Genomic DNA, 13,162 nt, shown 5'->3' with positions numbered 1-13,162 from the left:
GTTGAAAATTTTGCCATCTAGGAAAGGAGAAAATCCATGAAACTCTTCAAATCTCTTGTCATCGCTTTAGTAATTCTTGCGAATCTAGTGTTCGCTCAGCCCTCGTTTGCAGACAAGCCGAAGTTTGTCAAAAACCCTGAGTATATAGAGATAACCAAAGCTCTCAACAGTCTAAATGATGCGAAGAACTCTCAAGCTCAATTACAAACTGCTTCTCCTGAAGAAACTCAGAAAAAAATCGATGAATTAGAGTTTCAAAAATACGCTCTGGAAACCGGGCGTACCTGGGGACAGTGCCGTAATGAAACCGGAAAAACCCTAGCTGTTTATGGGCCACAACCGGACTTGGATGATGATGACGATTACGAGAACGCCTACGGCGCTACCCTGTATTTCTTAGCGAATGGGCAGACGACTAAAAATAAATGGGACTGTGAAGGAGTTTATCTAGCCAATGATACCCAAGCTGTTGATTTAAGCGCGAATCAGCAAGAGCAAACATTGGCAGGGCCGGCTGCTATCCAAATCACTAACGGCACTCAGTTAGTTGTTAAGACAAATCCCGATACTGCCGCTGTCGAATTTAATCTTCCTACGGCTAAAGTCGTAAAAGCCGATGAGGTTAACTGGTTTATTCCAAATGTGTCCCAAGCGCTGATAGACACGCGAGTTCCAGACGCACCTACCAATAAGTCTTGAACTTCACCTAGTTGTTGACCTGTGAAAATGTCTTTCTAAATAGGGTTACAGTCAAAATCAGAGGCAACGCCGAACCGGCTCTAAAACGATCTTTGATTTTGGCTGGTAGCCTTCCCCAGAAGACGAAGACGCCCGGAACTAAAGATGAAGTTCTAATTGAAAAGAATTTTAATATTCTAAGGCTTGCTTTATTAAAACATCTATACTGAGACTAAAGGGTGTTATCGATGCAATTAATGGTCAAATCCGTAGAAACCGAGATACAGAAGCCCCAGCAAAAGAATCCGTCGCGTGTGCAGGCTCATTTAGCGAATGAGCGCACCTACCTGGCATGGATGCGTACTGCGATTTCTCTGATGGGGTTTGGTGTTGTCATTGTCCGCCTTCGCACCTTTCATCCACCTATTTTGCCTCACCCTGGGAATGGTTGGAAGCTAGGTTTACTCTTTTCTCTGGTTGGCTTGGTAACTGTATTACTCTCCACCCATCATTACTTTTCCGTTTGCCAGCACATTGAGCAGGATACCTATCAACCAACAGATCGCTGGGTCATCCTGTTTAGCCTTGCTGTGACGCTTCTAGGAGCCGGCGTGATTTATTATGTTTTTACAGCACCCCTCAGCCCAATGAGTTTTATGGTGCCTGAGTAATTACGGTAAAAGGCGCGTCAATATCACTTCAAATCAAAAAGTAGTAATGGGTTGCAAATGAGTTGACCTAAGGATTGCTTCAAGCAAGCTAAAGCTACTTTTAAATCAACAAACTTTTACATTATGAAAATTCTGCTGCTAAGCGTTCACCCACCAGAAGGGGGTGGTTCAGCCTACTCAAGCCAAGAACTTGCGAGTGGATTGCGCTGCCTTGGCCATGAAGTTCTTCATCTATCGCCTTATAAATCGGTATCTCCCAGAGCCGAATATCAGGGATTAAACTGGTTTCCCGCTGATTTTCCTGCGGATATTGGCATTAGTTTGCAAGCTCAATCAGATATCGATAATTACGCTCAATCTGCTTATCTAAAGCACGGCCCTTTCGATTATGTAATCCTAGGTCGCGAGTCATTTCTTTGGCATTTGCCGGCTATCCGTCGTGTTCATTACGATAAGCCGGTTGTTCTCATCTGTCGGGGAGCATATATTAACCGTCTAGCTAGCGGCGATCCGATTGAAGAAAAGCTTAGAGAACAACTACTCAAACTATACCGGGGTTGCGATCTCATCGTTTGCATTGCTCGCCATCTTGCTAAATCTATAAATCGTGTGGTTGGGGTCAACAATACCTTTTTTTTACCTAACCCAATTGTACTGCCTTCGTTTAACCGGGCTGAGAGCAAAATACCGGCAGCCGGTGAGCCGATTCATTTATTGATGGCGGCTCAAATTAAGCCGAGAAAAAGACCTTTAGACGCCATTGAAATTATACGGATTTTGGTCGAGCGACAGGTTGATGTTCATCTGACTATTTGTGGGGATGGATCTGACATGAAAGCAATGTTAAATCTGATCAATCACTACGGCTTAGAAAAACATATTCTCGTTAAAGGTCGTGTTGACCGGCAGGAAGTGCTTTCTTGTCTCAATCGCGTAGAAACCGTTTTGCTTTGCTCAGAAAATGAAGGCCGGCCTCGCATCCTTCAAGAAGCCATTGCAGCCGGTAAGGGAGTTGTTGCCTACGATAATGCCGGTTCCCGCGAGGTTCTTACTGAATGGTCAACTCAATGGCCTTTAGGTCGTCTTATTTCGATTGGAAATACTCAGGCAGCGAGTCAGGCAATTTTAGATTTAGCCAACTATTTACGCTCAAGACCAGAGCCTTTGCCCCCACTACAATTGCCCGAAACTCTTGAAGTCACTTATCAATATGAAGCCATGTTAAAAGCTTTAAAAAGTCAGCCGGTCGCTCAAGCTGAACTGCGTCTGGTTTAAAGCTAATTTTCCAGCCTTCCTTATTTTAGGGACGGGAACTTCAAACAGTTCATATTAGGGCAGACTGAAGGAAAAAATGCAAGAATAAAGGCTTTAAGAAAGAGGCTTAAGTCATGAAAAAAATATCTTTGGTTTTTAGAACCATTGGAGAAAGAACATCTAATATTTCTTTGGACTTAGCCATCCAAAATATCCAACCTGATCAAGTGCATATTATTGATCAGGTTAAACCTTTTTCCTTAGCTGTTCAACAAATGCTGAAGATTGACTATCATTGTGATTTTGTCGTCTTCATGGATGCTGATTGTTTGATTGTGGAGGATTTAACGCCTTTTCTTCAGAAAAATAATGCCCCTTATGTAGATTGTTACGTTTTGGATAAATTCAGAGGCTATATTCATTGCGGCGTACATATTGCGAGAATAGATGTCGTCAAAGCAATGCAAAATATCAAAGAGCCAAAGGACGATCCCAAATATGTGCTAAGACCTGAATCTAGAATTCGGGATTTAGCGATGAACCAATTAAACTTTAAAAAAGATTTCAAGCGATTCAATATTTTTCATGACTTCTGTCAATATTATCGAGATATTTTTGCCAAATACGCTCTAAGGGAACTGAGAAGCCGTACAGATTATCAGCGAGCAAAACTCAATTTCATTCAAGAAGATTGGGAAATGCAAGATGAAAACTTAGATTTTCAAGTGGCTAAGTTGGCAATTAACTATGCCAGAGATTACCTCGGCAGTGATGCGTCTGTTAAAGAAACGGCAAAATTTATTGAAGAGTTACCTAATAACGCTATTTGCGAATTAAATCAAATAAATATTTTAGAGAAGCCTGATTTAACTTTAAAAGAAGTAGAAAAATTGTCAAAAATATTCAAAATCGGAACCGAAATTAATCGGAAAAATTATAAAATTTTTGGAATTGGGCTTAGCCAAACAGGGACAAGATATCTAGCACAAGCATTGACAAGGCTAGGATTCAGTGTCATCCATTCTCCCGATGACGATTTAACATTAAAAGAACTCCTCACAGGAAAGTATAATTTTTCAATATTAGATGACTTTGATGGAATAACCGATATAACAGTTGCACCTTTTTATCCTCATTTAGATCAACTGTTTCCAAACAGTAAGTTTATTTTAACTCTATTATCTGATAAAGAATCTTGGCTCAAGTCCCTGGAAGCTCAGTGGACTCTTCAGCCAGGGGAAGATTTACTCTCAGATCAAGACAGAAATATGCAGTATCGAAGATTAGTACGGGTTGCAACTTATGGCACTTATACTTTTAATAAAGAGCGTTTTTCTTATGTTTATGATTTGCATTGTAAAAATGTCATTGACTACTTTAAGAACCGCCCGGAATCTTTGTTAATACTGAATGCAGAGACTGGAGAAGGCTGGGAAAGGTTAAGTTCATTTTTAAATCAACCACTGGACAATCCGTTTAAGAGTAAAAGCTCTGCAAAGGGCAAAAGGAAGCAGGAATTATATAATTAAAGATAGGTAAACTACGGAAATTTTCAGTGAAAGCAGATTTAATTCTCAAGGTTGCCACGAATGACCCCGGTGACTTACCGGACAGAGTATCGGTTAAAATACTGTGCCGGCGTCTTTTCACCTACATTTGGCAGAATAAGTCCCCATTATTCATGGGTTTGGGGACGATTGTTTGTCTTTCTCTGCTTCAGGTTCTCCTGCCTCAGATTACTCGCTATGTGATTGATACGGTTATTCCAGAAAAAAAATTTCATTACTTGCCTTGGGTAGCCGGCTCAATTTTATTCATTTCCTTCTTAATCGGAGTTCTTAATTTCTTCCGTAGTTACATGATGTCTCTGTTTGGACAGAGAACGATTGATCATATCAGAAACGACTTATACAAACACCTTCAGAAACTTTCAATTGGCTTCTTCAATAGCCAGCGAACCGGGGATTTAATGACCCGTCTGTCTCAAAATGTCAATACTATTGGCAATTTAGTGACGGCTGACATTGCGGATATTTTGGCAGATAGTTTTACGTTTGTGGTGATTGTCAGTTATCTGATTACCGCTGATTGGCAACTGACTTTGCTACTGCTGATTACTTGGCCTCTGATAATCTATCTGACCCAAGTTTTTGGTAAATCTATGCGTGAGGCTTACTTCGACGTTCAAATCCAAGCAGCAGCGGTTAATGATCACCTGCAAGATACTATTTCTAATATTAATATAATTAAGTCTTTTGGGAATGAGCAATATGAAATTAACCGTTTTTCGCAGCAAAGCCGCAATTATAGAGATGCCAATATTCGCGCTACGCGCCTTTGGTCAGTATTCTTTCCATTAATTGACATTTTAAACAACCTTAGCACCGTTATTGTTCTCGTTTTCGGTTCTTGGGAAGTGATGGTTGGGCGTTTAACCATCGGTGAACTTGCGGCTTTTCTCGCCTATATCAATCAAATGAATCAACCTATCAGGCGGTTTAGCAAAGTTATCAACCTGATGCAAAGAGTTGTCGTTGCGTTAGATAGAATCTTTGAAATATTTGATACAAAACCAGAAGTGGTTGAAAAGGAAGAAGCTGTAAGTTTAACGTCTTTGAAGGGAAGTCTCAAATTTGAAGATGTTGAGTTTGCATATAACAGTGAAAAGCCAGTTCTCGATAACTTTAACCTAGAAATTAAAACGGGAATGACGGTCGCTTTAGTCGGTTCTTCGGGTGCGGGAAAAAGCACAGTGGCTAAATTAGCGGCTCGTTTTTATGACCCGCAAAAAGGCCGGATCTTGATTGATGAATACGATCTACGAGATGTGAGTTTAGAGTCACTGCGAGAGCAAATGGGGATTGTTTCCCAAGAAACTTTACTTCTCTATGGCACTGTGCGCGACAACATTGCTTATGGAAAGCTAGATGCTACAGACCAAGAGATTGAAGAAGCCGCTAAAGCCGCCAATGCTCACGATTTTATTGTCAGCTTTCCTGATGGTTACAACTCCCTTATTAGTGAGCGTGGGGTGAATTTATCAGGGGGACAGAAGCAGCGCTTAGCGATTGCGAGAGTTTTGCTCAAAAACCCTCAATTTATTGTACTAGATGAAGCAACTTCTGCTCTAGATACTGAGTCTGAGTCTCTCATTCAAGAGTCTTTAGAAAAACTATTTAAAGGTCGGACTAGCTTAGTCATTGCTCACCGGCTTTCAACTATCCAGCAGGCAGATTTGATTGTCGTTATGGAACATGGGCGTATTGTAGAAACTGGAACTCATGCAGAATTACTTTCTAAAGAAGGACGGTACGCCCATTTACACGCTCTCCAGTTTCCACAAAAATACAGCCGGTTAACTTCACCAGAGATTCAGGAAGAAAAACTTGAATCACTGATGGTTTGATCGCTCAGTGGGTTTGCTTTAGTTAAATGCGGTTTAATTAGTAGGCTGACTCCCACTGCCCAAGCCACTGAAACCAGCCAGCCGGCTAGAATATCGCTGGGAAAGTGAACGCCTAAATAGAGCCGTGTCCAAGCAATTCCCAATACAAAAAAGCTGCCAAATATCCCCACGAACCAGCACCACCGGCTGCCCCAGGTCAGAATTACCAAAACTGCGATCAGCGCCATGCTGGACATTGCATGACCGCTCGGAAACGCATAGTCATGCGCTGGTGGATAGGATGACTCCCACAGATGAGGACGTATTCGATGCATTAAACTTTTTGCTGTGCGGTTGATGATCGCGGTTCCCACAAGCGTGGTTAGCAAATAGGCTAAAGATCGCCACCGGCGTCGAACCAATAGCACCAGTGAAAGTACAGTCGAAATTAAAAAGACACCATGAAACCCCCCAAATTGAGTTAGGAAAAGCGCAAAAGCATCCAATTGCGCCTGTGTAGTTTCGTGAATTGCTAATAGGATCGATACATCCCACGGAAAGGCACCTTCATTCTTCCATATCTCGACTGCAAGCTCCTCAAAGATCAACAAAGGTAAACACACTCCTACAAATAGCGCCAGCAGAGGACGCCAGCGGGCAATAAATAGCTGCTTGAGGAAGCTGGAGAATGATTGAAGCAACTGCTGAAAATTTGGTTTAGTCATCGCTCTACTGAAACAAAAGTCTTTACGTTAGCAACTATGACCTGGTGGGTCGATTAAATTGAGTATGAGGGTGGAAAAGATTTGGCAGATTTCGGTTTTACATAAACCTGTTGTTGTGGCACCAAATTTAACTCATTAAATCGTTCTCGGCTGAGAATCGCATTGACAACTTGACCGTCCTCTAAAGCTAATTCGGCTTGAACTTCCCAACCAAGATTAATCAGTCGTTTGATCTTTGCAGGAGCAGCGGCCTCTTTTGGCTGGGTTGCTACGACTACATCGTGAGGGCGCACAAAAACTTCTGGAGGGGCTTCATCAACCTCATTGTTAGAGAAAAAGCGCGAACTACTGGGCAGAACATTGACCGGCCCAATAAAACTCATCACAAATGGCGTAGCTGGCTGGTCATATATTTGAGCCGGCGTGCCGACTTGTTCAACTTTGCCCTTATTCATCACCACAATTTCATCAGAAACTTCCATTGCCTCTTCCTGATCGTGGGTGACAAAAACGGTTGTGACGTGGACTTCAGCATGGAGCCGGCGCAACCAAACCCGTAAATCTTTGCGGACTTTCGCATCTAACGCCCCGAACGGTTCATCAAGCAGCAGCACTTTCGGTTCAACGGCCAGCGCTCGCGCCAGCGCCACCCGTTGCCGCTGACCCCCAGAGAGTTGGGACGGATAGCGATCACCCATTCCCTTCAACTGCACTAACTCCAGCAGCTCTTCCACTCTTGCATTTGTTCTAGCCTTGAGAGCGTTGCGGATCTCCAGACCAAACGCAATATTCTGGCGAACGGTCAAGTGTTTGAACAAAGCGTAGTGCTGAAACACAAAGCCGATCTTGCGGTCTTGGACGCTCTTATGAGTAGCCTCCTCGTCCGCGATCCAAATTCTGCCGCTATCGGGAGTTTCTAATCCAGCAACCAGCCTCAGCAAAGTGGATTTGCCAGAGCCTGAGGGTCCCAGTAACGCCACTAGAGAACCACTTTTAATTTTTAACTGAACTTCGTCAACAGCCTTAAAACTGTCGTAATGCTTGGATACCTTATCAATGATGATGTCCACGATTAAGAGAGACTCCTAAGGATAAACTACGGTTTACCCATGACTTTACCGTAGATTGTGCCTACTCGCTTAGTAGACTGAGAAAAAATTTAATCTCGACAAGAGTCGAGAAACCTGACTGGGCGTTTGAATCAGCATGAAACGGTCAGCTTTTCTACTTTAGGTAATGCACAAATCCGTTTCAAGTGACCTTAACAATGCCGCGTGGCAGTTGATTGAAGCGATTGTGCCGGCTAAATCTGTTATTGGCCACCCCAGAGCTGTTAAGTTGCGAGATGTCGTTAACGCCATTTTCTATGTGCTACGAGGAGGCTACCTGCCTCTGTGGCAGAAACTTGGCATCTGGCAGAGTTTGCAAGATTGTCTACGCACCCAATGAAGAGCGGCAATGGGCAAAAAGCCGCAAGCGAGTGCAGGTATCCTCGATTCTCTTCGCCCTATTAAAGACCTACGGATGACCTAAAAAAGGGAGGTCTACGGCTTTGTTGGTCTTTCTACCACGAAAGCTGTAGACCTGAGCCAGTATTAGTTTCAGGCCGGCTCTATATTCATAAATTTTTAAATAGTTATTCCTTCAGTTCACTGCGTCCCAGATAATCTACTAAGTAAGCTTTTCTGGGCATACTTTTTCTCAATTTATTTTTTATTTTGATCAGTAGTTTATTAGAACTCGATGTGCCAATACTTGCTTTTTCACTGTTGAAATTGCTGTAATAACCACGCACCAACTTGGGATTGATCTATCGTGCGAGAGCGCCGCAGTGCTTCTTCCAAAACCGGCATTCCTAATCCTGGCAACACCAGAGACTCAGAAATGCGCCGGCTTCCTCCATTCTCAATTGCAAAGGCAATCATTCGTACATTTGCCACGTCTACAATCCAGTATTCTTTCACCTGTAAATCTTCATACAGCAGCCGTTTTGCCCCCTGATCATCTGCGAGTGAAGTATTAGCAACTTCAATGACTAATTCAGGAGACGGATAGCGATCTAAATCAATAATTGATGTTCCCCAAGGAATCGCTTGGGAATTATTACCAATGTAATAGGAAATATCAGGCTGGCACTCTTGAACCCCCGTTTGCCGGTAAGTTGTGTTAGTTATCCCTTTGATAGGAATGTGTTTAACGATGCAAAACAGGTTGACAGCAACAGTAATAATTGTATGATCGCAGCCGTGGTCATGTCCCAGTGGTGTCATTTCAATCCTCAAATGTCCATTGTGGTAGTAGCACTTAGCTTTTTCATAAGCTGGATTTTCGGTAATTTGGATGTATTCTTCCCAAGTTGCCGGCACCCAAATCTCACTCTTGATTTTAGTTTGTAAGTCACTCATGGCTTAATTCGATAGTGTGAGTATTCGCAAAATCTTCATCAAACTTTAACTTTCAAAAAGTAGCCTAAAATGAAGCTAACCTTTGACGGATTCATCTATTTATGATAGCGCTATCATCAAAGATAATAGTGCTATGTTCATGTTCTATTCACTTTTTCGCTTGAATGACTTGCAAACTGCCACCGGCATACAAAGCGTGCCGGCTCACTTCAAACCCTATCTCCGACAACACAGCCGGCACATCACTTTCAATGAGCTGCCAAGAAGTTTCTGTTTCAAACAACCACAAAAACACAGCAAAACCCGGCCAAAATAAAAGATTTGTGGGGCGATGAAAATCCACCATTGTAAAGATGCCGCCCGGTTTTAGCACCCGGTATACTTGTTGAAAAATTTGCCGGCGCTGTTGCGGTTCCATCTCGTGCATCGCCACACTTGTATGCACAATCTCGAAATAATTGTCAGGAAACGGCATCTTTTCAGCAAATGCTTCTACATATTCAGCTTGGGGAACATTTTGCTGAGCTCGTCTCAATGACAAAGGGGAAGCATCAAGGCCGGTAACAGATTGGGAGTATTTCACCAAAAATTGCGTTGCCTGACCGCTGCCGCAACAGAGATCGAGTATTTTTGTATCTTGATTTATTGACAAATCTTGCAAAGCCAGCCGGCGAAATCTGCTCTCTCCACCGACGCTAAGGGCAGCAATGCGGGAAATCCCATCGTATAGCCATTGATATCGATAACTCCAGTCTCTTAAAATTGTTGCCATTTCTCCACCCTTATTAAAAATATCTATCTATTAATCTTCACTCTTACTGCTAAAAAGGATATATTGTTAAAATCGGTAACAAAAATGAAAATACTGGGAAGCTGTAACTGATATGGGCCGTGTAGGGGTTTTATTGCTAAATCTGGGAGGGCCAGATCAAATAGAGGATGTCCGTCCCTTCCTGTTTAACCTATTTTCCGATCCAGAGATTATCCGCCTACCGTTTCCCTGGTTGCAGAAACCCTTGGCATGGCTGATTTCCTCCATGAGAGCTAAGAAATCTCAAGCAAATTACCTGCAAATTGGTGGCGGATCTCCCCTGCGTCGCATCACAGACGAACAAGCCCAAGCCCTGCAAAAGAACCTGCAAGAAAAGGGGAAAGATGCCCAAGTCTATGTGGGAATGCGTTACTGGCATCCGTTTACCGAAGAAGCTATTGCCAGAATTAAGCGTGACCAGATTGAACAGCTGGTGATTTTGCCCCTCTATCCTCAATTTTCAATTAGCACCAGCGGTTCCTCGTTCCGGCTGCTAGAAAAACTGTGGCTAGAAGATCCATCTCTCGAACGGCTGGAATATACAGCAATTCCTTCCTGGTACAACCGGCCCGGCTATCTGCAAGCAATGGCCCAACTGATTACCCAAGAATTAGACCAGTCTCCCAACCCTGATAACGTTCACATTTTCTTTAGCGCCCACGGCGTTCCCGTCAGCTACGTTGAAGAAGCCGGCGATCCCTATCAACAAGAGATCGAACACTGCACCGAGTTGATTATGCAGACGCTCAACCGGCCTAATCCTCACACCCTAGCCTATCAAAGTCGTGTCGGGCCGGTGGAATGGCTCAAGCCCTATACTGAGGATGCCATTAAGGAACTGGCTGCCGAGGGCGTTGAAGATTTGCTGGTTGTGCCTATCAGTTTTGTCTCGGAACACATCGAGACGCTGCAAGAAATTGATATGGAGTATCGGGAATTGGCGGAGGAAGCCGGTATTCATAACTTCCACCGGGTGCCGGCGCTCAATACCCACCCCGTATTTATTGACGATCTGGCTAATTTAGTCGTTGAAGCCCTTGAGACTCCTGGCTTGCAGTTGGCTTCTGTGATGCACCCCAAGAAACAGGTGAAGATGTATCCCCAAGAACGCTGGGCGTGGGGCATGACAACCACTGCTGAAGTGTGGAACGGGCGTCTAGCCATGCTGGGCTTCCTGGGATTGATGGTGGAGTTAATCACCGGCCACGGCCCTTTGCACTTTATTGGGTTGCTGTAACGCTCAAACATTAACCGGCAACTGAACGACTGAATGCACCTTTTTAGCTCAGTTTAAACAGCTTAACCCTTTCTCTTTTAAGAGGCTCTATATTGCTCCCCCTCAAACCTGTTTTTTATAGGTCTATCAGGGGGAATTTTTATGGTTTAATCGAGAAACGCTATTATTTAGCAATCGCTTGGCCGGCTCCAATTGCATCATTGTTGTTAAGACCCATTTGACCCAGCAGGCTGCCTTCATCCCAGCTAGCGCCTTTGAGATTTACACCAGCTAAGTTAGCTTTCTCTAAAAGCACCCCATTTAGCTTGGCATCCATTAAATTAGCGCCACTCAGGTTAGCATGACTCAAATTAGCATTACTCAAATCTGCAACACCGAGATTGGCGTTCGTTAGATTTGCACCCTTTAAATTTGCTTGATTTAAATTAATATAACAGAGATTAGCATCTCCTAACTCAGCATTACTTAGGTTGCTATTAGTAAAATTTGCCTCAAATAAATTGGCATTAATAAGATTGATATTAATCAAATTCGTATTTGTTAAATTGGCTTGAAACAGGTTAGCTTCACGCAAATTAGCTCCACTTAAGTTTGCACCGCTTAAATCAGCTTGAGCTAAATTCGCACCTTGAAGATTAGCACCGCTCAGATCGCATCCTTGACATTGTTTAGTTTTCAGTAATTGTTGAACGTGTGCGGGATTTTCCGCTTTCACCGGCATTGCTAAACAAAGTGTTGCCGGCAGCATTAAAGCCACTAAAAAGCTTAATTTCATATTTTCCTCATATATCACAACGCTTGCACTTTAGTCTTCCCGCCGGCAGACTAACGCTACCACAGCGTTATCTATTCAGTTTTTCCATTTAAGTTGCATGATTATGTAGCTTTAAAATTCCTTGAATTTCTAAATTTTTCAACTATAAACATTAAAAAAGCACAAAAAAACTGGCTCATCGCCAGTCATTACGTTCAGCTTATTGTTGCCACCACTATCACATTTAACGATAGTACAGTGTACTGCTAGCGAACCAAGCCAATTCCATTGGTGAGATTAGCACCCTTCACCCCAAGTAGATTTGCGCCATATAAATTAGCCGCGTTAAGATTTGCCTTATACAAATCAGCACCTCTCAAGTTGGCTCCATTAAGATTTGCCCTAAACAAATCAGCATTTCTTAAATTGGCACTAATTAAATCAGCACCTTGCAGGTTAGCCGCATTCAAACTAGCATCGGTTAAAATTGCTTCATCAAATGTAGCATTCACTAAATTCGCGACCGATAAATCCGCTGCGTTTAAATTCGCCTTACTGAGGTTCGCACCACTCAAGTTGGCACCTTTTAAATTCGCACCACTTAAATTAGCGCCGGCAAGATTCGCGTTCGTGAGATTGGCACCTCTAAGATCAACATTTGCCAAATCTACACCGCTTAGATTTGCACCACTTAAATTAAAACCCGGCCCGCGTCTCGTTTCTAATAACTGCTGCACCTGAACTGGATTTTCTGCGACTGCCGGCATCATTAAACCCAATGTCGTTGCAAGCACTGCTGTCGCCGCTAAAAGTTTGAGTTTCATCTTTCCTATCCCTCTATCACCCGTATTTTTGCGTAAGCTGCCGGCAAATTTTTTTAAGCCGGCTTGTCATATTTGTCGTTTACTATAAGTCAGCTAAAAATTATTTGAGCTTGACATTTCCGTGTATATACTTAAATTAACATAAAGTTTTAAAATCTGGCAACTTCACACTGAGCGATATTAACAAACCCCTGCTTATAAAACTGACTAAAATTCTCAAAATTTAGCTAAAAATCAGTCAATTTTGAATTTTGCGTGAATTCTCCATTGGCTGTCAGCAGCTAATATCGCAATCCTAAGTCGGTTTTCAGATTTCTAGCCGGCAAGATGCCCACACTCCAAGCTTTTTGCGGTGATGATCCTTAACTCATCACAAAAGATTGCTAGAGTTCAGTCGCCTAGCGTTTTTTAGACTTGT

The 13,162-nt window shown here is 42.9% G+C and carries 13 protein-coding genes; 7 read left to right on the top strand and 6 right to left on the bottom strand.

Going from position 1 to position 13,162, the window contains the following annotated elements:
• The first annotated feature begins 36 nt into the window (after nucleotides 1–36).
• The 5 genes from H6F73_RS06905 to H6F73_RS06885 all read left to right on the top strand — a co-directional run bounded on the left by H6F73_RS06905 (nucleotide 37) and on the right by H6F73_RS06885 (nucleotide 6,009).
• On the top strand, nucleotides 37–699 hold the full coding sequence (locus tag H6F73_RS06905) for a hypothetical protein (protein WP_190758032.1): 663 nt from the start codon (nucleotides 37–39) through the stop codon (nucleotides 697–699).
• Between the two features lie 227 nt (nucleotides 700–926).
• Entirely contained in the window at nucleotides 927–1,349 is a 423-nt protein-coding gene (locus H6F73_RS06900; protein WP_190672991.1) for a DUF202 domain-containing protein, read from the top strand.
• 123 nt (nucleotides 1,350–1,472) lie between these two features.
• Nucleotides 1,473–2,624 carry a glycosyltransferase family 4 protein gene (locus H6F73_RS06895; protein ID WP_190758031.1) on the top strand — a complete coding sequence of 384 codons (1,152 nt, stop codon included), beginning with the start codon at nucleotides 1,473–1,475 and terminating at the stop codon, nucleotides 2,622–2,624.
• A 113-nt stretch (nucleotides 2,625–2,737) separates the two neighbouring features.
• Nucleotides 2,738–4,132 (top strand): sulfotransferase family protein, encoded by a 1,395-nt coding sequence (locus H6F73_RS06890; RefSeq protein ID WP_190758030.1) that lies wholly within the window; start codon nucleotides 2,738–2,740, stop codon nucleotides 4,130–4,132.
• Between the two features lie 26 nt (nucleotides 4,133–4,158).
• A complete protein-coding gene (locus H6F73_RS06885; RefSeq protein ID WP_190758029.1) occupies nucleotides 4,159–6,009 on the top strand; it encodes an ABC transporter transmembrane domain-containing protein in 1,851 nt (616 codons plus the stop codon).
• Here the strand turns inward: H6F73_RS06885 and H6F73_RS06880 are convergent.
• Together H6F73_RS06880 and H6F73_RS06875 are read right to left on the bottom strand one after the other, a co-directional pair.
• Nucleotides 5,976–6,713 carry a phosphatase PAP2 family protein gene (locus H6F73_RS06880; protein ID WP_190758028.1) on the bottom strand — a complete coding sequence of 246 codons (738 nt, stop codon included), beginning with the start codon at nucleotides 6,711–6,713 and terminating at the stop codon, nucleotides 5,976–5,978. The genes H6F73_RS06885 and H6F73_RS06880 overlap by 34 nt on opposite strands.
• A 53-nt stretch (nucleotides 6,714–6,766) precedes the next feature.
• Nucleotides 6,767–7,783, bottom strand: coding sequence for a TOBE-like domain-containing protein (locus tag H6F73_RS06875; protein WP_190758027.1), 1,017 nt, complete (start codon nucleotides 7,781–7,783; stop codon nucleotides 6,767–6,769).
• Between the two features lie 166 nt (nucleotides 7,784–7,949).
• Here H6F73_RS06875 and H6F73_RS06870 point away from each other — a divergent pair, with 166 nt between their 5' ends.
• Nucleotides 7,950–8,162: a transposase gene (locus H6F73_RS06870; RefSeq protein ID WP_190758026.1), complete on the top strand. Its 213-nt coding sequence runs from the start codon at nucleotides 7,950–7,952 to the stop codon at nucleotides 8,160–8,162.
• A 314-nt stretch (nucleotides 8,163–8,476) separates the two neighbouring features.
• Here the strand turns inward: H6F73_RS06870 and H6F73_RS06865 are convergent, their stop codons facing one another.
• Both H6F73_RS06865 and H6F73_RS06860 read right to left on the bottom strand, forming a co-directional pair.
• Complete coding sequence (locus H6F73_RS06865) at nucleotides 8,477–9,118, bottom strand: Uma2 family endonuclease (protein WP_190758025.1); 642 nt, start codon at nucleotides 9,116–9,118, stop codon at nucleotides 8,477–8,479.
• Between the two features lie 148 nt (nucleotides 9,119–9,266).
• On the bottom strand, nucleotides 9,267–9,890 hold the full coding sequence (locus H6F73_RS06860) for a class I SAM-dependent methyltransferase (RefSeq protein WP_190758024.1): 624 nt from the start codon (nucleotides 9,888–9,890) through the stop codon (nucleotides 9,267–9,269).
• A 112-nt stretch (nucleotides 9,891–10,002) separates the two neighbouring features.
• Between H6F73_RS06860 and hemH the strand changes: the two genes are divergently transcribed.
• Nucleotides 10,003–11,166, top strand: a complete 1,164-nt coding sequence (gene hemH / locus H6F73_RS06855; RefSeq protein WP_190758023.1) for a ferrochelatase — start codon at nucleotides 10,003–10,005, stop codon at nucleotides 11,164–11,166.
• Nucleotides 11,167–11,329: 163 nt separating this feature from the next.
• Here the strand turns inward: hemH and H6F73_RS06850 are convergent, their stop codons facing one another.
• Nucleotides 11,330–11,941, bottom strand: a complete 612-nt coding sequence (locus H6F73_RS06850) for a pentapeptide repeat-containing protein (RefSeq protein ID WP_190758022.1) — start codon at nucleotides 11,939–11,941, stop codon at nucleotides 11,330–11,332.
• Nucleotides 11,942–12,186: 245 nt separating this feature from the next.
• Nucleotides 12,187–12,744, bottom strand: a complete 558-nt coding sequence (locus H6F73_RS06845; RefSeq protein WP_190758021.1) for a pentapeptide repeat-containing protein — start codon at nucleotides 12,742–12,744, stop codon at nucleotides 12,187–12,189.
• Between the last annotated feature and the right edge of the window lie 418 nt (nucleotides 12,745–13,162).

Origin of the sequence: Microcoleus sp. FACHB-68, from assembly GCF_014695715.1 — a bacterium.
GTDB lineage: Bacteria > Cyanobacteriota > Cyanobacteriia > Cyanobacteriales > Oscillatoriaceae > FACHB-68.
This window is presented reverse-complemented; position numbering and strand designations above follow the sequence as displayed.